The organism is Labedaea rhizosphaerae, from assembly GCF_004362825.1.
In the GTDB taxonomy this organism is placed as follows: Bacteria; Actinomycetota; Actinomycetes; order Mycobacteriales; family Pseudonocardiaceae; genus Labedaea; species Labedaea rhizosphaerae.
Genome location: NZ_SNXZ01000003.1, coordinates 479,573 through 501,363, shown reverse-complemented (window position 1 = coordinate 501,363; position 21,791 = coordinate 479,573). Strand labels below are relative to the sequence as shown.

Below are 21,791 nucleotides of genomic sequence, written 5' to 3'. Positions count from 1 at the left end.
TTGCCGACGCCCAGCACGAGAGCCATGAGCAGCAACGGAAATGCCAGTGCCAACCACATAGGATTGATGTACCCGGGGACCGGCGGGTCCAATCAGGTTTGTTCCGCCAGTTGCGCCTCGATGCCGGCGAGCACGATGCCCAGGCCCTCGCTGAACCGGACCGACGGTCCCGGGTGGGTGGCGTCGGCGACCACCTTGCCCAAGGTCGGGAACTTGCCGGTTTTGAGCATGCGCATGAGGTACGGCGCATTCGCGTTCTGCCACTGCTGTTCGTCCTGGCCGGCGCGGCGTTCGGCGCGTGCATTGGTGATCTCGGCGCGCAACGCACCGACCACGTACGAGTTGATGGCGTGCAGGGCGCGCATGGCGTCGTCGATGTGGCCGAAGCCCGGCGAACCGTCCACAGCGGACAAGAGGGACTCCAGGTGCGCCAGCACGTTGGGTCCGAGCTGCGGGCGGCCGCCGAGCAGGTCGACGACCCACTCGTGCCGCAGTACAGCCGCACGCATCCGCAGGGCCCACTCGCGCAGCACCGCCTGCCAGTCACCGGACGGCGGCGCCTCGGCCAGGATCTCCCCGTACACCGCGTCGAGCATCAGGTCGAACAGCTCCTCCTTGGTCGACAGGTAGCCGTAGAGGCGCATGGGCCCCGCGTCGAGCGCCGCGGCGACCTTGCGCAGGGAGACCGCCGACAGGTCCTCGGCGTCGGCCAGCGCGATGGCCGTCCGCACGATCTTCGCCCTGCTCAGCGGGGTGAGCGCGGGCTTGTCCGGCGGTTCGGGGCGGTCCCAGATCGGCACCGGCTCGTCGCGCTGCGGCATGTGTTGCTCCTTGGGCTCCCGTGACGGCCCAGACAATACATAGCCTCGCCTGATACGGTGTATCGATAGAGACACTGTATTGAAGGAGACGACGTATGCGGACGGACACCACCTCGGTCCTGGTCGTCGGTGGCGGGCTCACGGGCCTGTCGACGGCGTTGTTCCTGGCCTGGCGCGACGTGCCGGTGATCGTGGTCGAGCGGCACCCGGGCAGTTCGCCGCACCCGCGGGCGGTCGGGTTCACGCCCCGCACGATGGAGTTGATGCGGGCGGTCGGCCTGAGCGGATCGCTGCCCGAGTACAAGGGCGACGGGAAGGGCGTGCGCCGGATCCGGGTGGAAAGCCTTGCCGGGCAGTGGTTCGAGGAGCAGCCGTGGTCGGCGCCGGGCAAGGCGACGCCGCTGTTCGACTACACGCCGACCCGCAACGGCGGTCTCGCGCAGGACCGGTTCGAGCCGCTGCTGCGCGACAAGGCGCGGGAGCTGGGCGCGGACGTGCGGATGAGCACGCGGATGCTGGGGTTCGAGCAGGACGACGACGGCGTCACCGCGACGATGCGCGACGACGAGGGCGTCGAGTACCAGGTGCGGGCGAGCTACCTCGTCGCCGCGGACGGGCACCGCAGCCCGGTGCGCGAGGCGCTGGGCATCGAGCGGGTGGGCAAGGGTTTCCTCGGGGAGTCGCGCAGCGTGCTGTTCCGCGCGCCGCTCGAGGAGTACCTCGAGCGCGGGTACGTCCAGTTCATGATCGACCAGGGTGACTTCGGTGGTGCGGTGATGAGCTACGGCGACGGGCGGTGGGCGTTCTTCCACCGCAACGAGGTCGACTCCGACGAGGACACCTTGCGCGCCATGATCTTCCGTGCGCTCGGCCGGTCCGATGTGGACGTCGAGATCATCACCGAGGGCCGCTGGCAGTTGACCGCGGGCGTGGCCGAGCGGTTCGCCGACGGCCGGGTGTTCCTGGCCGGGGACGCCGCGCACACCCTGCCGCCCAGCCGCGGCGGGTTCGGCGCGAACACCGGCATCGAGGACGCGCACAACCTGGCGTGGAAGCTGGCCGCGGTGCTCACCGGTGCGTCCGCACCGAGCCTGCTGGCCACCTACGACGCCGAGCGCCGGCCGGTGGCGAAGCTGCGCCACGACCAGATCTTCCTGCGCACGCAGGGCGCCGCGACCGACGTGGAGACCATCGACGACGCGGCCATGGAGTACGGCCACCTCTACCGCTCGAGCGCGGTGCTCGGTGCGGGCCCGGAGTTGCCGCCGGCCCGCCGTCCCGACCAGTGGCTGGGCCAGCCCGGCACCCGCGCGCCGCACGTCTGGCTGGCGCCAGAGGTGTCCACACTGGACCTGTTCCAGCGCGGCTGGGTGCTGGTCACCGACGACCCGGCGTGGGACGGCCTGGTCGACGGGGTCGATTGCCGGGTGATCGGCAACGAGACCGGCAAGGCCGACGAGGTGCGTGCCGCCTTCGGTCTGAACCCCGGCGGTGCGAGCCTGGTGCGCCCGGACGGGTACATCGCGTGGCGTGCGGTGGACGCGCCGGCCGATCGGCGAGCGGCGTTGGGCTCGGCGTTGGCCGAGGTGTCGGCCGCCCCGGCCCTCGCCACTTCCTGAACGGAGGATTGACCGCTCCGGAGGAGCTTGCATACATTCGGTCTATGAGCGGCGTGCAAGCGGCGGGACCGCGGGCGTCGGCCCAGGAAGTGGCCTACGACTGGCTCAAGCGCCACATCTGCGGCCTGCCCCGCACGGACAGCGTATTCCTGTCCGAGTCGGAGATCGCCGCCGCCGCCAACACGTCCCGCACGCCGGTGCGCGAAGCCTTGCTGCGCCTGGAAACCGAGGGCTTCGTGCAGATCATCCCCAAGCGGGGCATCTTCGTCCCGGCGATCTCGGACGCCGAGGTCGACGCGGCGATGCAGGCGCGGCAACTGCTGGAGGACTGGTGCGTGCGCCGGTCCGCCGCCGTCGCCGAAACGCTGGTGCCACAGCTCGAGCGGCTGCTGGGCGAGCAGGCCGCGCTGGTGGACGACCCGGCCGGGTTCATCGAGGCCGACCGGGCCTTCCACCGCGCGATCGTCGTGCGGGCCGGAAACCCGGTGCTGACCGGGTTCTACGAGTCGCTGCGGGAACGGCAGGTGCGGATGGGCCTGACCGCGCTGGCCGCCGAGCCGGGCCGGCCCGCCGTGGTCCTCGACGAGCACGAGACGATTGTGGCGGCCTTGCGCACCGGCGACCCCGAGACGGCGGCGGTCGCGTTGCGCGAGCACCTGGCCAGCACACTGCACACCCTGAACCGGTTGAGGTGAGGAGTTCCCGCATGCGCACCAGCACCGACTACCTGGCCGCGCTGGAGGACGGGCGCCGGGTGGTCGTCGACAGGACGCCGGTGCCGGACGTGGCGCGCCACCCGGCGTTCGCGCCGATCGTCCGCACCATCGGCGAGCTGTTCGACCTCGCCGCCGATCCGGCGGCCGGCATGCAGGTGCACGACCACGACCTCGGCCGCCCGGTGAACCGGCTCTTCCTCCCGCCGCGCGATCCCGGTGAACTGCGGGCGTGGCGCGACGCCGCGCAGGTCTGGGCCGACCACACGCACGGCTGGGTCGGGCGCTCGCCCGACCACGCGGGCGCGTTCGTCGCCGCGTTCGCCGCGCACCCGGAGGCCTTCGCCGAGGAGCGCGGCCTGGCCAAGAACGTCGTCGCCTTCCACCGGCGCGTCGTCGAAGACGATCTGTTCGTCTCCTACGCGATCATCCCGCCGCAGGTCTCCCGGGCCGCGACCGCGCACGCCTGGGAGGGCGAGTTCGTCCAGGTCGGGGTGAAGGAGGAACGCGAGGATGGCATCGTCGTGCGCGGCGCGCAGATGCTCGCCACCGGCGGTGCGATCGCCGACGAGATCCTCGTGTCCTGCATCAAACCGCTGCCGGCCGAGGACGTGGACTTCGCCGTGTCCTTCACCGTGCCGGTCGGCACCGACGGTGTCACCCTGTACTGCCGCCGCCCCTATGCGCCCGGCGCGACGAGCGCGTTCGACTACCCGCTCACCACCCGATACGACGAGACCGACGCGTTGGTGGTGTTCGACGACGTGTTCATCCCGTGGGAGAACGTGTTCGTCTTCAAGGACGTGGCCGGGCTGCACAAGCAGCTCTTCGAGACCGGCGCGCACCTGCTGGGCAACTGGCAGGCGCAGATCCGCTTCGCCACCAAGCTGCGGTTCCTGGCCGGCATCGCCCGCAAGGTGGCCGCGGTCAACGGCGTCGACAAGTTCCCCGGCGTGGTGGAGAAGCTCGGCGAGCTGGCCAGCCTGGTCGGCGTCGTCGAGTCGGGCGTGCTCGCCGCCGAGCACACCGCGACGGTCGACGAGCAGGGCCTGTGCCGGCCCGGCCGCCAGTCGCTCTACGGCGCCATGGGGTTGCACGCGGAGGTGCACTCACGGGTGACCGGCATCCTGCGCGACCTCGTCGGCGGCGGCGTGCTGCAGGTGCCCTCCAGCGCGGCCGAGCTGGTGAACCCGGACACGGCCGGCGACATGGCGCACTACGCCAGCAGTCCCGGTGTGGCGTCGGTCGACCGGGTCAAGTTGCTCAAGCTGGCCTGGGACGCGGTCGGCAGCGAGTTCGCGGGCCGCCACCAGCAGTACGAGATGTTCTACTCGGGCGCGCCGTTCGTGGTGAAGGGCTACGCGTTCGGCAACTTCGACTACGCGACGCCGGTCCGGACCGTCGAGGATTTCCTTGCCTCCTACGGGGTTCCGGCCAAGGGGTAGGTTGTGGCGGTGACCCGACAGCGCGTCGATCCCGCCACGATGCGTCAGACCATGGGCCGGTTCGCCACCGGCGTCGCCGTCATCACCACGTTCGCCGACGACGCCCCGCACGGCATGACGGTCAACTCGCTGACCTCGGTCTCCCTCGACCCGCCGTTGCTGCTGGTCTGCCTCGACCACGGCGCGCGCAGCGCCGAGGCGGTGGTGGCCGCGGGCCGATTCGTGGTCAACGTCCTGTCCAAGCGGCAGCAGGCCGTGGCGCTGCGCTTCGCCGAACGGGGCGGCGACCACTTCGCGGGCCTGGAGCTGGAATACGGCGAGCACGCCGTCCCCGTCGTCCCGAATGCCTTGGCGCACCTGGAATGCGACGTCGACCGGGTCGTCGAGGCGGGCGACCACGTGATCGTGCTCGGCGCCGTGCTGGACGTCTGTGCCCGCGAGGGCGACCCGCTCGGCTTCTACGGCGGGCGGTTCAGCGATGTCGTCCAGCACGGCGCGGAACCCGTGCATTGGTTCTTCTGAATCAGCCGACCTGCAGGTCCACGCAGGAGTAGAACGCGTTGGCGGTGTCGTAGACGTTCCACACCGCCAGCACCTTCACGCGACCGGTCCGGCCGCCCAGGTCGACGGTGTGCTGCAACCCTTGCTGTGGCTGGGCTCCGCCGAGGTTGACGCTCTTGAGCAACGTGCCGCCGACGTAGTAGTCGAACGTCGACGTGCGGTGCGGGGCGGTGAACGTCCAGGTGAACGTCACCGAGTTCCCGGTCGGCGTCGCCCGCCAGGGCTTGGAATCGTCGTCGAGTTCGGCGAAGCGGCTGTTGCCACCGCTGCAACTCTGCAGGCCCTTGGGCCCTTCGACGCTTTGCGGCTCGTACTTGATGTCACCGCAGTCGAGCAGGCCCTGCGCGCACTGGGCCTGCCGGCTGGGCGGGCCGGAGATGTAGCCGTGGGCGCTGGCGAGTCCGGGCGCCGCGAGCATCAGGCCGGGCACCAGGGTGGCGCCCGCGAGCGCGGCGAGCAGCTTGCGTTTCATCTCAACTCCTTTGTCGAGCGCGCGGAATCCGGCCCCGGAGCGGGCGCTTCCCCGGAGACCCGGACAAAAGGTTGTGGTCTAGACCATAGTGCGGTGTATCCGCTGCGTCAAGGATCGACCTCGGACGGTGATGGCAGGTGGCCCGATCGTGGAAAGGTCTAGCGCGTCGCGCCGAAATGGACGAGAGTGCTCCGCGCAGGGGTCCGTCCTGGTCGCCATCCGAGGTAACCAATGCCCAACACGCTGACCGGCCAGCTCCGTCCCGCGACGGCAATCACGCTGCCCGGGGCGCGCCGTTCATCCGAGCCCGCACAGTCCACCGCGCTCGACACGGTCCTCGTCGCCACCGACGGTTCGATGTGCGCGGAGCGCGCGTTGCGCATCGGTACCGACCTCGCCGAGCGCGCGAGTTGTGAATTGCACGTCTACCACTCGGAAGGTGTGGAGCCGTCGGCTACGCACCGCGCTCACGTCTGCCGGACGGGGGCCCGGCCGGGTGATGAGCTTGTTTCAGGTATGACGTCGCGGAGCCTGCTTGTCCTGGGGGCTCATGGACGCCGCACCAGTGCGTCACTGGGGTTGGGGTCGCTCGCGGCGGCCATGGTGTGCCGGACGCCGACCGCGGCGATCGTGGTCGGCGGCGTCGAGACCGCCCGGCACGGGGTGATCACCGTCGGGATCGGGGACGGGGATCCGAAGCCGTTGTTGCGGTGGGCTTGTCTGCTCGCCGGGCTCACGTCTTCCCGGTTGACGTTGTTGCACGCCGTGCCCACTTCCCGGCCGGTCGACCGGGACCACGGGACGCGCGTGCTCGCCGAGGCTTTCCGCACGTTGCGATCGTTGTCGCCGGCCATCGTCGCCAAGGCCCAGCTGCATTCCGGGTACGCCCACGAAGCCATGGCGCAGTGCCGGGATTCCGATTTGCTGGTGCTGGGACCCGGGGAGTGCTGGGACGGGCGGCCCGGGCAGGTGACCCTGGCCGGGCTGCACCACGCCCCGTGTCCGGTGGTCGTCGCCCGCGCCTGAACCACCCGCATGAAAGACGGGGAAGCCCTGCGCCGCAAGGAAAAGCGACGCAGGGCTTCCGGCTCGGGCCAGCTGGAGGGCTAGCTGAGGGTCAGTGCGGTGTCATCGATCACGAAGGACGTCTGCAGCGAGGAGTCCTCGGTGCCGGTGAACTTCAGCGCCACGGTCTGGCCCGCGTACGACGACAGGTCCAGGGTCCGCAGCACGTAGCCGCTCGCCTTGTTCACGTTGGAGTAGCTGGCGACCGAGGTGCCGTTCGCCGTCACCGTGAGCTTGTCGTACACGGTGCTGCCGGTCTCCGACGTGTCGATGTGCAGGTAGAACGTCAGGGTCGCGCGGCAGCCCGCCGGAACGGCCACCGACTGGGACAGGGTGTCGGTGTGCGTGGTGCCGTAGCCGTCCAGCCAGGCGATCTTGGTGCCGCTGTGGGCGGGTTCACCGGAGGTCGCCGTGGAGATGACGCCCGAGGACGCGGTCCAGCCACCGGTCGACTCGAAGCCGGGGTTGACCAGCTTCTGGCCGCTGCAGTTGCCGCCGCCGGTCGGGTTGACCGTCCAGCCGAAGGAGGTCGTTCCCGTCGCGCCGGTGGTGTCGCGGGCGGTGACCGTGGTCGTGGTCGACTGCGCCGTGGTCGGGGTGCCGCTGATCAGGCCGGTGCTCGCGTTGATCGACAGGCCGGCCGGCAGACCGGTCGCCGAGTAGGTCAGCGTCTGGCCGGACTGGCTGTCGGTCGCCTGCATCTGCAGGCTCACGGCGGTGCCGACGGTCGCGGTCTGGTTGCCGGGGTTGGTGACGGTGACCGTGTTGCCCGAGCCCGGCGGCTTGGTGAGCAGGCAGCCGGCCTTGTTCAGGTCGATGCCGTTGGCCGAGTCGAGGCACGTGGTGAACCAGTAGGTCTCCTCGGCGTAGGACTGGCCCTGGTGCACGGAGATGTTGCCGTTCGCGTCGACCTCGCACGGGTTGTTCAGCGTGCACTGCTGGCCGTCGTCGTTGCCGGTGTTGTTGATGGCGACGATCTGGCCGCTCGCGCTGTCGATCACCGGCGAGCCGGAGGTGCCGTGCGTGGTGTCGCAGTCCGGGTCGTAGCGCACCGAGTCCTGCCACGTCCACTCGTCCTCGCGCAACTTGTACACGAAGCCGTTGATGTGGCAGTTCCAGATCTGCTTCCAGTAGCTCGACGGGATGTCGATCGCGTGCCCGTCGACCGGGTGGGTGTTCGAGATGGTCAGCGCGGTCGCGCCGAAGGAGCTCTGGATGGACGCGAACGTCGTGTTGAGCCGGTAGAGCGTGACGTCCGTGCCGGTCATGGTCGCGTAGAGGACGCGGTCCGCCCGCACGGTGCCGAGCGAGCTGCCCGAGGCGCTCAGCAACGTGCCGGAGCGGGTGCTCGCGACGTTGGTCAGGACCTCGCCACTGCTGAGGAAGCCGTTCTCGTAGCAGTGGCCGTTGGTCAGCATCATGGCCCGGTCGGTGGACAACGAGCTGGGGAAACGCACCAGCGACGCCGAGCAGTTGCTCAACGCGATGGTGCTCGCCAACGTCGTGGCTTGCAGCGCGGGGGCGGCTGGTGCGGCTGGTGTGGCCTGGGCCGCGGGGGCGGCCAGCACGGCGCCCGCGGCCAGGGCGGCACCGGCCAACCCGATCGCGATTCTTCGGAACACGGGGGATCTCCTGTCAGCAGGGTTTGAAGGAAAATCCATGCGTGCCCACGGGTTCGTGGGCCCCGCCGGACGCTAACCGCAGGGGCTGACCGGCGACAGACGCCGTCAGTGGGCAAACATTCCCATTTCACCCACCATGTGTAGTTGCTAAGTACCTGGGGGCGGGCCGGGTATTTGCGCCGACGGCGGGGCGGGCAAATGGCCGCCCGGTCTGAATTGGACTTCTTGGAAGGGATTCCCGGTGTGCCGGGCGTCACGTCCACCGGGGAGCGAAGACCGCAGGTCGGGACGGGATCGTGGCCTGCCTTGGTTCATCAGACAAGGAATTTTCCGCTTGTTGTCACCGGCGACAATGCGGCCGAACGACGTGTAGCGAAACAGGTCGCAGGCGCGACGAATCAGGCATCTGACGTCCAACCTGGGGGAGTGTCCGTGGCCGAGCCGGTCGTACCGCGCTCTCGAGCGGCGAAGCCGCCGAAGAGCGCGCACGATGTCTGGGCCCAGGCGTCGCTGGCCAACCTCCGCCAGATCGCGACGATCCTGGTGGGTCTTGGGGTGCTGTTCCTCGCGGGGTGGGCGGGCCTGCTGCTCGCCGGGGCCCGCCCGGTCGGCTGGGGCCGGGTGGTCATGGTCGTCACGGTGGCCGTGGCGCTGGGCATGGTGGCCGAGGGCTTGCGGCGCATCTACCTGCTGCGCTCCGCGCGGCGGCTGCTGCGGGCGAGCAAGTGGGAGTCGGTCGACGCGCACTGGGCGGGCAAGCGCGGCGTGCGCGGCCGCAAGATGGTGGTGCTGCACGAGTTCGGTGTGTTCCAGCTCCGGGTGAAGGAGCCGAGCCGGGCCGCCGAACGCGCCGTCGAGGCCCGCGGGCGGGTCTGGATGCTCCGCCCGACCGCGCACGGCCGCAGCGCGGTGATGATCGAACAGGTCCCGGAGATCTTCCACGCCCGGGTCGGGCACCAGTGACTCGTCGCTGAACCCGTCGTCGTGCGTGATCGTCGCCCTGCGCTGATCATTGCGTGGTGACCATGTTCCGGACCAAGCCGGTAGACGAGATTGTGTCGCGGACGGAGTCGTCCGAGGCCACGGGCGGGCTGCGCAAGCGGCTCGGCACGCTCGACCTCATCGGGTTCGGTGTCGGCATCGTGATCGGCACCGGGATCTTCACGCTCACCGGCGTCGAGGCCAAGGGCCACGCCGGGCCGGCCGTCGTGCTGTCGTTCGCGCTGGCCGGGATCGTCAGCCTGCTCGCCGCGTTGTGCTACGCCGAGCTGGCTTCGGCCGTGCCGACCGCGGGCAGCGCGTACACGTACGCCTACGCCACGGTCGGCGAGATCGTGGCGTGGATCATCGGCTGGGACCTGGTCCTGGAGTTCGTGCTCGGCGCGTCGGTGGTCTCGCGCGGCTGGTCGGGTTACCTGCAGAACCTGTTCCACCTGCCGACGTCCCTGTTCGGCGAGGAGTCCGTGGTCAACCTCGGCGCGATGCTGATCACCGCGGTGCTCGCGGTCGTCGCGTCGGTGGGCATCAAGCAGTCCGCACGGGTCACCAACACCCTTGTCGTCGTCAAGGTCGCCATCTGCCTGTTCATCATCGTGGTCGGCGCGTTCTTCATCAGGGGCGCCAACCTCACCCCCTTCGTGCCACCGGCCTCGCCCGAGGCCGGGAAGACCGGTCTGGACCAACCGGTGGTGCAGGCGTGGTTCGGCTCGCCGTCGGCGTTCGGGGTGGCGGGCATCCTCACCGCCGCGGCCGTGGTCTTCTTCGCCTACACCGGGTTCGAGGCCGTGGCGAACCTCAGCGAGGAGGTCCGCAAGCCCGCCAAGCAGATGGCGTGGGGCCTGCTCGGCACCCTCGTCGTCGCGACCTTGCTGTACGTGGGCGTGTCCTTCGTGCTGACCGGCATGCAGCACTACACCGACCTCAACAATGGGTCGCCGTTGTCGTCGGCGTTCGACTCGGTCGGCGCGAGCTGGGCGGGCACGCTCGTGTCCATCGCGGCGGTGTGCGGGCTGACGTCGGTGATCCTGGTCGAACTCGTCACCGTCGGCCGGATCGGGTTCGCCATGGGACGCGACGGGTTGCTGCCGCCGTCGGTGTCCGAGCTGCACCCGCGGTTCGGCACGCCGGTGCGCGCGACGGTCGTCGTGGCGGTGATGATCATCCTGATCGGCGGGTTCGTCCCGCTGACGGCGCTGGCCGACCTGGTGAGCATCGGCGCGTTGTTCGCGTTCACGCTGGTGTCGATCGCGGTGCCGGTGCTGCGGCGCACCCGCCCGCAGATGCCTCGGCCGTTCCGGGTGCCGTGGTCGCCGGTGCTGCCGGTCGTGTCCGCACTCGCGTGCGTCTACCTGATGCTGAACCTGTCGATCGCCACCTGGCTGCGGTTCCTGGTGTGGTTCCTCACCGGCCTGGCCATCTACTTCGGTTACGGGCGAAGGCATGCCAAGGCGGCGCGCGCCTGACCGGACGGGGTCAGGCGCGCGTCCCGCGCCCTCAGCGGTGGTAGGAAAGGCCGTAGCCGTAGGGGAAGAGCGGTGTCTTGCCGTCGCCGACGTTGACCGGCTCCTGCGCCGCGCTCGCCGGCCAGCTCACCGCGAGCCTGCCGCTGGGCCGCCGGTCGCCGTAGAGCACGTCGGCGACCCCCGCGCCTTCGCTGCCGGGCAGCCAGGCCTCGACCAGCCCGTCGAAGGTCGGCAGCTGCGCCGCGATGTCCAGTGGACGGCCGGACACGAGCACCACGACCACCGGCACGCCGGTCGCCTTGAGCTTGGCGATCGTCGCGAGGTCCTCGGCGTCGAGGCCGAAGCCGTCCGGCCGGTCGCCGTTGCCTTCGGCGTACGGGGTTTCCCCGACCACCGCGACGGCCACCTTGTAGCTCGAGTCGATGCCGTCGCCCTCGCGGTCGTAGGTCACCGTGGTGCCGTGATCCGCGCCGGCCTTGATGCCGTCGAGGATCGTGGTGCCGGGGATGACGTGCTGGCCGCTCTGGCCCTGCCACGTCAGCGTCCAGCCGCCGGCCTGGTTGCCGATGTCGTCGGCATTCTTGCCGGCCACGAAGATCTTGTTGTCCTTCTTGGCCAACGGAAGAACGTGGTCGTTCTTCAGGACCACCTGCGACTCGGCGACGAGCTTGCGGGCCAGCGCGCGGTGCTGGGCGCTGCCGAAGTCCTTGAGCAGCCCGCGATCGGCGTACGGGTGCTCGAACAGGCCCATCTTGAACTTGACGGTGAGGATGCGGCGGTTGGCGTCGTCGATGCGGGCCATCGAGACGTGGCCGTTCTGCACCTCGCCGCGCAGGGTGTCGATGAACTTCTGCGAGTCGTAGGGCTCCATGAACATGTCGATGCCCGCGTTGACCGACGTGCTCACCTCGGCCGGGGTGAAGCCGGGCTGGCCGTCGATCTGCTCGATGGCGTTCCAGTCCGAGATCACGAAGCCCTGGAAGTGCAGCTCGCCCTTGAGCAGGTCGGTGATCAGGTAGTGGTTGGCGGAATCCTTGACGCCGTTCCAGCTGGAGAAGCTCACCATTACCGAGCCGACCCCGCGCTGGATGGCCGCGCGGTAGCCGGGCAGGTGGATCTTGCGCAGTTCCTGCAGGCTGATCTGCGCGTCGCCCTGGTCGTCGCCGCCCGCGGTGCCGCCGTCGGCGATGTAGTGCTTGGCCGTCGCGAGGATCGAGGCACGGCCCTGACCGAGCCGCTTGCCCTGCAGGCCGGTGATCTCGCTGGAGTTCGCGACGGCGTCGGCCGGCGATTCACCGAAGGACTCGTACGTGCGGCCCCACCGGTCGTCGCGGGCCACGCACAGGCACGGCGCGAAGTCCCAGTCGACGCCGGTCGCGGCGATCTCCTCGGCGGTGTAGCGGCCCATCAGCTCGACTCCGCGCGGGTCGTGCGCCGCGCCGAGCCCGATGTTGTGCGGGAAAACCGTTGCGCCGTAGACGTTGTTGTGGCCGTGGACGGCGTCGGCGCCGTAGATGCTCGGGATGGCCAGCGGGGTGGCCATGGCCGCGGCCTGGTAGGCGTCGGTCATGTCGGCCCAGCTCTCGGCCGTGTTCGGGGTCGGCACGGAGCCACCGCCGGACAACACGGACCCGAGGCGTTGCCGCGCGGCCTCTTCGGGGGTGACGGCCTGGCGCTCGGCCTGGGTCATCTGGCCGAGCTTGTCGTCGAGGCTCATCCGGCTCATCAGGTCGTCGACCCGGGCCGTGACGGAGGCGTGTGGATTCTTGTAGAGCGGGGGCGCGGGGTGGGCGTCGGCCGCGGGCGGCACCACGAGGGCCGCCGCGAGCAACCCGGCGAGCGCGAGGGCGGGTCTTAGCCGAACGGACATGGGATTTTCCTCCTACACCAGGAGATGCGGGCTCGGGCAACCTAAGCCGGATCCCCGCCGGCGCTCCCGCTCGCGGGACAACCGTGCCCGGACTCCCGACCCCGATGCCCGAACTCCTGTCAGTCGGCGAGGTCCTCCTTCTGGTCCTCGTCCATGGCCCTGGTGTCGCGGGGCGGCAGGAATGGTTCGTCCTCCGCGTCGGCGCCGGTCTCCAGCTGCCTGCCACGGGCCAGTTCGGCGTCGAGTTCCATGCCGAGCAGCACGGCGATGTTGGAGACCCACAGCCAGACCAGGAACACGATGACGCCCGCCAGCGTGCCGTAGGTCTTGTTGTAGGACGAGAAGTTGACCACGTAGAAGGCGAACCCGGCCGAGGCGAGCACCCACAGCAGCACCGCGACGAGGCCGCCGGGGGACAGCCAGCGGAACCCGGGCTGCCGCACGTTCGGCGCCGCCCAGTACAGCAGGGCGAACGCCAGGCCCACCAGGATCGCGATCACCGGCCACTTGGCGATGTTCCAGATCTGCACGCCGGTCGACCCGATGCCGATCATGTGCCCGACCCGGTCGGCGAGGTCACCCGAGATCACGACGCCGAACGCGCACGCCGCCAGCAGCACCACCACGGCCAGGGTCAGGCCCAGGCGCAGGGGGATCGTCTTCCAGATCGGCCGGCCCTCGGGCATCTCGTACACCGAGTTCGCCGCGCGCATGAACGCCCCGATGTAGCCCGAGGCCGACCAGAGCGCGCCGACGATGCCGACGATGGCCAGCGGGCCCGCGAAGCCGGCCGTGCCCTGCACCTGCTGGATCGCGCCGGTCAGGATGTCGCGGGTGGCGCCCGGCACCGTGGCGCCGAGGTTGTCGATCAAGCTCTGGGTCGTCGACCGGCCGAGCAGGCCGAGCACCGCCGTCAGCACCACGAGCGCCGGGAAGATCGAAAGGACGCTGTAGTAGGTGAGGGCGGCCGCCCAGTCGGTGAGGCCGTCGCGGCTGAAGCCCTTGACGGTTCTCTTCACGACCTCCCACCACGTGCGCTTCGGCAGCTCGGTGGGGCCGTCGGGGGTGTCGGTCTGCTGAGTCATGCCCCCGCCTTACCCAAGACTGGTCACGGCCAACCGGCGCGCTCGGCCGAACGGCGGTATCGTCGAACCTCTGTTCGATAAGGAGGTAGTGCGATGACGGACCGGAGCCCGGAGAAGGCGACCGAGGACTGGGTCACCGGCGACGAACCGATGACCGGACCGCAGGAGTCGTACCTGCAGACCCTCGCCCAGGAAGCGGGCGAGGAGGTGCCGGACGAGCTGACCAAGGCCGAGGCGTCGGAGCGCATCGAGGAGTTGCAGGCGAAGACCGGTCGCGGCGCCTGATCACGCCCAGCCGACCGCCTCGAGCACCGCGGCCGCGACCTCCCTGGCGGGTGCGCCCGAGTCCACCGTGACATCCGCGACCCTGCCTCGTCGAGGATGCGGGACAGCTCCAGCGCCCGGCTGAGGTGCCACGCCAGGCTCTCGCCGGTGAGCAGAAGCGCGTGCACGGGCCGAAAGGTAAAGGGCCGGCGGAGGAGGGCTCCGCCGGCCCTTCGGCTCAAGGGGTGTTGTTGGCGAGCGCCAGCAGCCGGTCGGCCGACCCGTTGAAGGTGTCGACGTCGCAGTTGCCGGACACGCCGGGCACCGAGCCGGTGCTCGAGTACTGCCAGATCGTGTAGAAGCCCCAGCCGGGCGGCAGGGTGCCGACGGTGCTCGCGTAGCGGGCGATGAAGAGCGGGTTGTTGGCGCCGAAGCCCGCGTTGCCGCCGGTGCACTGGTTCCACCAGTTCGTCGTGGTGTAGATGACGACCCAGCGGCTGGTCAGGGCGTGCACCCGGTTGCTGAAGTCGGCGATCCACTGGCTCATCGCACCGGTGGACAGGCCATAACACGTTGCGCCGTAAGGGTTGTACTCGATGTCCAGCATCGGCGGCATGGTGTGGCCGTCGGCCGACCAGCCACCGCCGTGCGAGACGAAGAAGTCCGCCTGCGTGGCGCCACTGGACGTGTTGGGCGTGGCGAAGTGGTACGCGCCGCGGATCATGCCGGCGTTGTACGACCCGGTGTAGTAGCTGTTGAAGTTCGGGTCGCGGTAGGTGGTGCCCTCGGTCGCCTTCATGTAGACGAACCGCTTGGACCCGGCCACCGAACCCCAGTTGATCGAGCCCTGCCAGTGGCTGACGTCGATGCCGGGCGTGCCGGCCATCAGGTTGGGGGCGAAGCCGGGCTCGACGCCTTCGTGCGCGGCGATCGTGGAACCGGCGAAGTCGCGCTCGGGGTGGGTCATCGGGCCGTTCACCTGCGCCGGAGCGGCGTCGGCGGGGGCGGCGGCGACGAGCGCGGCGGGAATGGCGAGTGCTGCGGCAAGGACCAGCTTCGCGAACCTTGCCCGAGGCGTGCTTGGGGACATGCGTGTCTCACCGAACCTTCTTCGGGCACCGGTCGCGGGGGACGACCGGAGCGGGGGAGCCCATCAGTTCGAGCGGGGTACGTCGCACACCGTAAGGGATCTCTCACCCAATTGTGAAGATGGTTGGTTAATTTTGGCCCACTTAGGCCACCTCGTCCAACCCCCACCCCCGCTTCCCGAGGGGAATTAGCGGGCTAATTCCCGCGGGGAGCCGAGTGGGGGTGGGGGTTGAGCTGGGGGTTTGCGGAGACGGGGCAGGTATTCATGAGGTCTGAATGGATGGCGCCGACGGGTGCCGGGTGCGTGACCGGCACCCGCCGGGTCTTCAGGAAAGCGCTTCCGTCGGCGTCAACCGAGCGGCTCGCATGGCCGGGTACGCACCGGCCACGGCGCCGATCACGGCGGCCACCGCGACCCCGCCGATCAACGCCTGTGGCGGCAGCACCACCGCCCACTGCTTGGTGAGCGCATACCCGGCCGTCACGCCGACCCCGATCAACACGCCCGCCGCGCCGCCCAGCAGTGACAGCAGCACCGACTCGGCGAGGAACTGCCCGCGCACCTGCCTGCGCGTGGCGCCCAGGGCACGGCGCAACCCGATCTCACGGCGCCGCTCCAGCACCGAGATCACCATCGTGTTGGCCACGCCCACGCCCCCGACCAGCAGCGCCACCCCGCCCAACGCGAGGAACAGCGCGTTGTACGACGACTCCGTGAGCCGTTGCGCGGCAAGGGCATCCGATGGCCGGGCCACCTGGACCTCGTTGGGCTGCTGCGGGTTCAGCGTGCTGCCGAGTACGCCGCGCACGTTCTCCACTTGCGACTCACGCGCCCGCACGTACACCGTCCCGGGGTGCCCGTCGAAGCCGAGCCACTTCTCGGCCGCGGCCCACCCGACCAGCGCCGAACGCTCGATCTCCGGCGCCAGCGGCATCGCGTCGAGCACGCCGACCACGGTGAACCACCGCCCGCCGAGCCACACCTGCGGGCGCGAACCCACTGGCACGTCACGGATCCCGAGCCGGGTGGCGGCGACCGAACCCAGCACGACGGTGGGGAACCGGCTGTTCGCCGCGTCGAGGAACGTGCCGCTGTGCAGGTGCCCGTCGAGCACCCCGAGCAGGTCCGGCGTCGTGGCGTACACCGTCAGCCCGGACGTCTCCTCGGCCGCGATCTTGTCGGTGCGCCGCACGGTCGCGTCCACGCCGCCGGTCGAGCCGACCGCGGTCACCGGCCCGATCCGCCGCGCCATCGCCACCGCCGACTCGGGTAGTTCGGCGTCGTCGCCGGTGAGCGTGTGGCCGGGCGCCGCGGTCAGCAGGTTGGTGCCGAGCGCGGCGAGCTGGTCGTGCAACGCCCGCGCGCTGGAAGCCGGGATGCTCACCACCGCGACCATCGCGGCGATGCCGATCGCGATGCCCAGGGCGGACAACACCGCACGCAACGGCCGGGTCCGCATCCCGTGCGCGCCAAGGGAAACCATGTCCTGGACGCCCAGCCGCGCCGGTTTGGGGACGGTGGTCACGGACATACCAGCGCCCCCGTGTCGGCCCGCAGTTCCCCGTCGAGCACCTCGACCTGGCGGCCGAGCTGATCGGCGATGGCCCGTTCGTGGGTGATGATCACGATCGTGGTGCCGGCGTCGTTGAGCTCACGCAGCACCCGCAGGATCTCGTTGCCCGTTCTGCTGTCGAGGTTTCCGGTCGGCTCGTCGGCCAGCACGATCGGCGGCCCGGCCACGACGGCACGCGCGATGGCCACGCGTTGCCGTTCGCCACCGGACATCTCGCCGGGCAGGTGCTCGGCGCGGTGCTCGAGCCCGACCCGCTCCAGCGCGGCGAGCGCCCTCGCCTTGCGCTTGCGCCGCCCGACGCCGGCGTACGCGAGTCCACTTGCGACGTTGTCCACCGCGGTCACGCCGTCGCTGAGGAAGAACTGCTGGAACACGAACCCGATCCAGCGCGAGCGCAACGCAGACAGGCGCCGGTCCGACAACTGCGACACGTCGTGGCCGTGCACGCACACGGTGCCGAACGTCGGCCGGTCCAGCGTGCCCATCAGGTGCAGCAGCGTCGACTTCCCCGACCCGGACGGGCCGACGATGCCGACCAGCTCCCCCGGCGCGATCGCGAGCGACACCCCGCGCAACGCCCGCACCCCGCCGGGGTAGGTCTTGCTCACCTCGGTGAGCTCCAGCACCGGCGTCACGAGGTCGTCACCACCTTCTGGCCCTCGTGCAGGTCGCCGGTGACCTCGACGAGACCCTGCGCGAAGAGTCCGGTTTGGACGGCCACGAGGTGGTGGCGGCTCGGCCCGTCGACCACGTCGACGGCGAAACCGCCCTCGGCCAACGCGAGCAGGGCACCGACCGGCACGGTGAGGACGTGCTCGCGGTGCCCGGTGGTGAACGTGACGGTGACCGGCGCCGAATCCAGCGAGCCCGCCGCCTTCTGGTCGTGCAACGCGATCGTCACCGGGACGGTCGCGTCGTCCTGCGGGTTCTCCGGCTGGGTCACCGCGCCGACGTCGGCAACGGTGCCGGTCGTGCTGGCACCACCAGTGATCTCCAGACCGACCTTGGCGCCCTTCTTGGCGTAGCTCTGCTCGTCGAGCGGGAGGTCCACGGTCACCGCGCGCTGGGTGCCGGTGACCTTCATCAGCTGCGCGCCGGGCTGGCCGCCGAGTTCGGCGCTGACCGACGACACGCGCACCGCGCCCGGCTGCACCACGACGGCGTCGCGGCTGAGCTTGCCGGTCTCGTCAAGGCCGAGCGAGTCCTGCCAGTCCTCGATCGCCGCCGCCGTGTTGCTGGTGAACTCCTCGTCCGGCGTGCCGAAGTCGTCGAAGCCGAGCGCGGCCAGGTTCTGCTCGACCACCTTCACGTCCGGGCCGTCGGTCATGCCCGCGGCGAGGTCGCGGTAGAGCGGCGTCGTGCCGTAGAAGAGCACCACCGGCCGCGCGTCGACGCCGAGGACCTGCTTGCCTCGCGTGATCACCGCGCCGGACGCCGGCAGCCACGTGATCGTGCCGCGGGCCGCCGAGGTCAGGTCACGCTCTTCGCCGTAGCCGAGCGTGCCGTCGGCGCTCTGCTGCTCGGCGAGGTCGGCGCGGGTCACCTCGGCGGTGGCCGGCGGCGCGGGCGCCGAGGGCGTCGCCGTGCTCGGGCGGGGCCGGGCGAGCACCACGGCCGTCCCGACGCCGACGACGACGAGCACCGCGACGCCCACGCTCGCCGCGCGGACGCGGCGCCTGCGGCGAACCCGCTGTGGTCCCTGCGTCATTGCCCACCGCCCGTGCCCATGGACGCGCCGGGCTTGTCCCCGTCGGACCCACCGCCGCCGTTGGTGGAGTGGCTGCCCTTGCCGAAGTTCGAGTCGCACGCCTTCATCGCCGCGTCGACCTTGCCCTTGTCGCCGGGCGTGCCCTGGATCTTGATGCCCGGGTCCTGCGCGGTCGGGTCGGGGACGTTCACGCCGTGCTCACGCATGCATTTCGCCATGGCGCGCATCCGGTCGAGGTCCGCCGCGGACGGTGTCCTCGGCTTGCCGTCGTTGGGCAGCAGGCTCTTGCACGCCTCCTGCGCGCCGTCGAGCTTCTTCTTGTCGCCGCCGTTGACCTTCATGGTCATCTTGCCGTCCTTGACCTGCGGGTCCGGCATGTCGACGCCGTGCTCGCGCATGCACTTGGCGAACGCACGCGCCTTGTCCTCGTCGCTCTGCCCGGCCGCGGTGGCCGCCGCCGACGTCGAACTGTTCGGTGTGGACAGTGACGCCACCCCGTCGTTGCCGCCGTCGTCGCCTTGGCCGCAACCGCTGAGCAGCAGCGCGCCCAGCGCCGCCAGCCCCAGCACCGCACTTCGCATCCCCATCGCTCCTCCTTCTCGGATCTGTGCGGTCGATGTCTACGACCCGGGCGATCTGGGGCCGTTAAGCGAAAACGCTTATCCCGCGCTTACGTGCCGGGGTTCACGCTGTCGACGTGCGGGTATTGGTCGTGGAGGACGAGCGGCTGCTCGCCGAGGCGGTGGCCGAGGGGCTGCGCAGGCAGGCCATGGCCGTGGACGTCTGCTACGACGGCGACGCGGCGCTCGACCGGGTCGGCGTGCACAGCTACGACGTCGTGGTGCTCGACCGGGACCTGCCCGGCACCCACGGCGACGTGGTGTGCCGCGCCGTGGTCGAGCACGGCGGCGAGGCGCGGGTGCTGATGCTCACCGCGGCCGCCGAGGTGGAGGACCGGGTCGAGGGCCTCGGCGTCGGCGCCGACGACTACCTGACCAAACCGTTCGCGTTCACCGAACTCGTGGCCCGGGTCCAGGCGCTGGCCCGGCGGGCGCGACCGGCCCTGCCGCCGGTGCTGCGGCGCGCGGGCGTCGTGCTCGACGTGCCACGCCACCAGGCGAGCCGCGACGGGCGGCACCTGCCGTTGTCGCCCAAGGAGTTCGCCGTCCTGGAGGTGCTCATGCGGGCCGAGGGAACCGTCGTCAGCGCGGAGGACCTGCTGGAGAAGGCGTGGGACGAGCACGCCGACCCGTTCACCAACGCGGTGCGGGTCGCGGTGATGACGTTGCGGCGCAAGCTCGGCGAGCCGCCGGTGATCGAGACCGTGGCCGGCGCCGGCTACCGGTTCGGGCCGTGAGGACGCGATGAAGACCCTGTCCCTGCGCACCCGCCTCGCCCTGCTCTACGGCGGGATGTTCCTGCTGGCCGGGATGATCCTGCTGCTCGTCGACTGGCTGCTGGTGTCCCGCAGCCTGCCGGACGCGGCGACCTTCGCCCGCAAGATCGACAGCGCGGGGGTGTCGGCCGGCGGCGACACGACGATCCTGAAGCCGGGGCCCGACCAGTTGCCACCGGGCACGAAGACGATCGTGGCCACCTCGATCGGCGGCTACCGCGACTCGGCGTTGAGCACGCTGATGGTGTGGTCCGCGGTCGGGCTGCTGATCACCGGCGCGTTCGCGGTGCTGTTCGGCTGGCTCGCCGCGGGCCGGGTGCTGCGGCCGCTGCACAAGGTCACCTCGACCGCACGCCAGATCGAGGCGGGCAAGCTCGACCAGCGCATCGACCTCGACGGGCCGCCCGGCGACCTCAAGGAACTCGCCGACACCTTCGACGCGATGCTCGACCGGCTGGCGAGCTCGTTCGACAGCCAGCGCCGGTTCGTGGCCAACGCCTCGCACGAACTGCGCACCCCGCTGGCCGTGCAACGCACGCTGGTCGAGGTGGCGATGACCGACCCGGAGGTGTCGCCGGACCTGCACCGGCTCGGCCGGCAGTTGTTGCTCACCAACGAACGCAGCGAACGCATGATCGAGGGCCTGCTCGTGCTCGCCCGCAGCGACCGCGGCCTGTCCGGCACGGCGCCGGTGCGCCTGGACCGGATCGTCGACACCGTGCTGCTGGCCATGTCCGACCTGGCGACCCAACACGACGTCCTGCTGCGTGCGGTCACCACGCCCAGGGTGGTCATCGGCGATCAGGTGCTGCTGGAACGACTGGTCACGAACCTGGTGCACAACGCCGTGCACTACAACAAACCCGGCGGGCTCGTGCGCGTCACCGTCGGCGCGGACCCGGCGCTCATCGTGGTCAACACCGGACCGCCGGTGCCGGGCGAGGCCGTGCCGGGACTCTTCGAGCCGTTCCGCCGGCTGGTCGGGGAGCGCACGGCCAACGCCCGCGGCGCGGGCCTCGGGCTCTCCATCGTCCGTTCGATCGCGAACGCGCACGGCGGCGCGGTCGCCGCCGTGCCGGGACCGGCGGGCGGGCTGCGGGTCGAGGTACGCCTGCCGGTCACCGCCGAGCCGGTGGCCGACGCCCGGGCGCTGACCGCCGCGCCGGTCTAAGCCGTTGTGGCCATCGAGAGCAGGTGTTGTGGCGTGCCGTTGAACGTGTCGACGTCGCACCGGCCGTTGACGCCGGGCACCGCGCCGCCGCTGGAGTACTGCCACATCGTGTAGTTCGTCCAGCCCGACGGCAGCGCGCCGACCGCGCTGGCGTAGCGCGCGACGAAGAGCGGGTGGTCGGCGGCGAAGCTGCGGTTGCCACCGGTGCACTGGTTCCACCAGTTCGCGGTCGTGTAGATGACCGGGTAGCGGGTGGTGCGCTCGTGCACCTCGGCGCTGAAGTCGGCGATCCAGCGGCTCATCGCCGCGGGGCTCATGCCGTAACAGGTGTCGCCGTAGGGGTTGTACTCGATGTCCAGCATCGGCGGCATGGTCAGGCCGTCGGCGGACCAGGCGCCGCCGTGGGAGACGAAGTAGTCGGCCTGCGCCTTGCCGGAGGACCGGTTCGGCAACGCGAAGTGGTACGCGCCGCGGATCACGCCCGCGGCGTAGGCGTCGGTGTAGTAGTCGGGGAAGTTCGGGTCGCGGTAGTCGGTGCCCTCGGTCGCCTTCAGGTAGGCGAATTCCTTGGTCTTCGCGACTTCGCGCCAGTCGATCGCGCCCTGCCAGTGGCTGACGTCGATGCCCGGGGTGCCGGAGACCTTCGGCGGGAGTTCGCCTTCGGACTCGTGCGCGGCGACGGTGGAGCCCGCGGTGTCCCGCTCCGGGTGGCTGACGGGGGCGAGCGCGGACGCTGAGGCCGGGGTGGGCACGGCGAGCGCGCACGCCCACACCACCGCCACCACCCCGACCGTGCTCAGTGGACTCATGGGCCCGACGCTAGAGACCGGTGACACCAAATGTGAAGATCGTTG

Annotated in this window: 21 protein-coding genes; 10 read left to right on the top strand and 11 right to left on the bottom strand. The window is 70.5% G+C overall.

Features of this window, described 5'->3' with window-relative positions; all coding sequences use genetic code 11:
• Window positions 1–92 precede the first annotated feature (92 nt).
• Window positions 93–821 (bottom strand): TetR/AcrR family transcriptional regulator C-terminal domain-containing protein, encoded by a 729-nt coding sequence (locus EV186_RS19350; RefSeq protein WP_133850720.1) that lies wholly within the window; start codon window positions 819–821, stop codon window positions 93–95.
• A 95-nt stretch (window positions 822–916) separates the two neighbouring features.
• Between EV186_RS19350 and EV186_RS19345 the strand changes: the two genes are divergently transcribed.
• The 4 genes from EV186_RS19345 to EV186_RS19330 are packed head-to-tail and all read left to right on the top strand — an operon-like array spanning window position 917 to window position 5,120.
• Window positions 917–2,440, top strand: a complete 1,524-nt coding sequence (locus tag EV186_RS19345) for an FAD-dependent monooxygenase (protein WP_133850719.1) — start codon at window positions 917–919, stop codon at window positions 2,438–2,440.
• A 44-nt stretch (window positions 2,441–2,484) separates the two neighbouring features.
• Window positions 2,485–3,135, top strand: coding sequence for a GntR family transcriptional regulator (locus EV186_RS19340; protein ID WP_133850718.1), 651 nt, complete (start codon window positions 2,485–2,487; stop codon window positions 3,133–3,135).
• Window positions 3,136–3,146: 11 nt separating this feature from the next.
• Window positions 3,147–4,598: a 4-hydroxyphenylacetate 3-hydroxylase family protein gene (locus EV186_RS19335; RefSeq protein ID WP_133850717.1), complete on the top strand. Its 1,452-nt coding sequence runs from the start codon at window positions 3,147–3,149 to the stop codon at window positions 4,596–4,598.
• A 9-nt stretch (window positions 4,599–4,607) separates the two neighbouring features.
• Window positions 4,608–5,120 carry a flavin reductase family protein gene (locus EV186_RS19330; RefSeq protein WP_243754146.1) on the top strand — a complete coding sequence of 171 codons (513 nt, stop codon included), beginning with the start codon at window positions 4,608–4,610 and terminating at the stop codon, window positions 5,118–5,120.
• 1 nt (window position 5,121) lies between these two features.
• Here EV186_RS19330 and EV186_RS19325 read toward each other — a convergent pair whose 3' ends face one another.
• Window positions 5,122–5,631 carry a lytic polysaccharide monooxygenase auxiliary activity family 9 protein gene (locus EV186_RS19325; RefSeq protein ID WP_133850716.1) on the bottom strand — a complete coding sequence of 170 codons (510 nt, stop codon included), beginning with the start codon at window positions 5,629–5,631 and terminating at the stop codon, window positions 5,122–5,124.
• Between the two features lie 231 nt (window positions 5,632–5,862).
• On the opposite strand from EV186_RS19325, the gene EV186_RS19320 reads away from it, so the two are divergent.
• A complete protein-coding gene (locus tag EV186_RS19320; protein WP_133850715.1) occupies window positions 5,863–6,657 on the top strand; it encodes a universal stress protein in 795 nt (264 codons plus the stop codon).
• 80 nt (window positions 6,658–6,737) lie between these two features.
• Here EV186_RS19320 and EV186_RS40065 read toward each other — a convergent pair whose 3' ends face one another.
• Window positions 6,738–8,318 carry a putative Ig domain-containing protein gene (locus EV186_RS40065; protein WP_243754145.1) on the bottom strand — a complete coding sequence of 527 codons (1,581 nt, stop codon included), beginning with the start codon at window positions 8,316–8,318 and terminating at the stop codon, window positions 6,738–6,740.
• A gap of 432 nt (window positions 8,319–8,750) precedes the next feature.
• On the opposite strand from EV186_RS40065, the gene EV186_RS19310 reads away from it, so the two are divergent.
• Together EV186_RS19310 and EV186_RS19305 are read left to right on the top strand one after the other, a co-directional pair.
• On the top strand, window positions 8,751–9,281 hold the full coding sequence (locus EV186_RS19310; RefSeq protein WP_133850713.1) for a hypothetical protein: 531 nt from the start codon (window positions 8,751–8,753) through the stop codon (window positions 9,279–9,281).
• A 62-nt stretch (window positions 9,282–9,343) separates the two neighbouring features.
• Window positions 9,344–10,780: an amino acid permease gene (locus EV186_RS19305; protein ID WP_208115741.1), complete on the top strand. Its 1,437-nt coding sequence runs from the start codon at window positions 9,344–9,346 to the stop codon at window positions 10,778–10,780.
• Window positions 10,781–10,811: 31 nt separating this feature from the next.
• Here EV186_RS19305 and EV186_RS19300 read toward each other — a convergent pair whose 3' ends face one another.
• Together EV186_RS19300 and EV186_RS19295 are read right to left on the bottom strand one after the other, a co-directional pair.
• The gene (locus EV186_RS19300; RefSeq protein ID WP_133850711.1) at window positions 10,812–12,650 is read right to left on the bottom strand and encodes a glycoside hydrolase family 3 protein; all 1,839 of its coding nucleotides are present in this window, start codon (window positions 12,648–12,650) and stop codon (window positions 10,812–10,814) included.
• Between the two features lie 119 nt (window positions 12,651–12,769).
• Entirely contained in the window at window positions 12,770–13,735 is a 966-nt protein-coding gene (locus EV186_RS19295; protein ID WP_133850710.1) for a YihY/virulence factor BrkB family protein, read from the bottom strand.
• Window positions 13,736–13,828: 93 nt separating this feature from the next.
• Between EV186_RS19295 and EV186_RS19290 the strand changes: the two genes are divergently transcribed.
• On the top strand, window positions 13,829–14,020 hold the full coding sequence (locus tag EV186_RS19290) for a DUF3072 domain-containing protein (protein ID WP_133850709.1): 192 nt from the start codon (window positions 13,829–13,831) through the stop codon (window positions 14,018–14,020).
• Between the two features lie 217 nt (window positions 14,021–14,237).
• Here the strand turns inward: EV186_RS19290 and EV186_RS19285 are convergent, their stop codons facing one another.
• From EV186_RS19285 to EV186_RS19265, 5 genes are all read right to left on the bottom strand, one after another.
• Window positions 14,238–15,089, bottom strand: a complete 852-nt coding sequence (locus EV186_RS19285) for a lysozyme (protein WP_133850708.1) — start codon at window positions 15,087–15,089, stop codon at window positions 14,238–14,240.
• Between the two features lie 325 nt (window positions 15,090–15,414).
• A complete protein-coding gene (locus tag EV186_RS19280; protein ID WP_424983169.1) occupies window positions 15,415–16,572 on the bottom strand; it encodes an ABC transporter permease in 1,158 nt (385 codons plus the stop codon).
• Window positions 16,573–16,610: 38 nt separating this feature from the next.
• A complete protein-coding gene (locus EV186_RS19275; RefSeq protein ID WP_133850706.1) occupies window positions 16,611–17,297 on the bottom strand; it encodes an ABC transporter ATP-binding protein in 687 nt (228 codons plus the stop codon).
• Window positions 17,294–18,370: a peptidoglycan-binding protein gene (locus EV186_RS19270; protein ID WP_133850705.1), complete on the bottom strand. Its 1,077-nt coding sequence runs from the start codon at window positions 18,368–18,370 to the stop codon at window positions 17,294–17,296. Before EV186_RS19270 ends, EV186_RS19275 begins: the two co-directional genes overlap by 4 nt.
• Window positions 18,367–18,957 (bottom strand): type 1 periplasmic-binding domain-containing protein, encoded by a 591-nt coding sequence (locus EV186_RS19265; protein WP_208115689.1) that lies wholly within the window; start codon window positions 18,955–18,957, stop codon window positions 18,367–18,369. Before EV186_RS19265 ends, EV186_RS19270 begins: the two co-directional genes overlap by 4 nt.
• 110 nt (window positions 18,958–19,067) lie before the next feature.
• Between EV186_RS19265 and EV186_RS19260 the strand changes: the two genes are divergently transcribed.
• Both EV186_RS19260 and EV186_RS19255 read left to right on the top strand, forming a co-directional pair.
• Entirely contained in the window at window positions 19,068–19,727 is a 660-nt protein-coding gene (locus EV186_RS19260) for a response regulator transcription factor (protein WP_133850704.1), read from the top strand.
• Between the two features lie 7 nt (window positions 19,728–19,734).
• On the top strand, window positions 19,735–20,937 hold the full coding sequence (locus EV186_RS19255; protein WP_133850703.1) for an ATP-binding protein: 1,203 nt from the start codon (window positions 19,735–19,737) through the stop codon (window positions 20,935–20,937).
• Here EV186_RS19255 and EV186_RS19250 read toward each other — a convergent pair.
• Window positions 20,934–21,746: a lysozyme gene (locus tag EV186_RS19250; protein WP_133850702.1), complete on the bottom strand. Its 813-nt coding sequence runs from the start codon at window positions 21,744–21,746 to the stop codon at window positions 20,934–20,936. The two genes, EV186_RS19255 and EV186_RS19250, sit on opposite strands and share 4 nt — an antisense overlap.
• Window positions 21,747–21,791 lie beyond the last annotated feature (45 nt).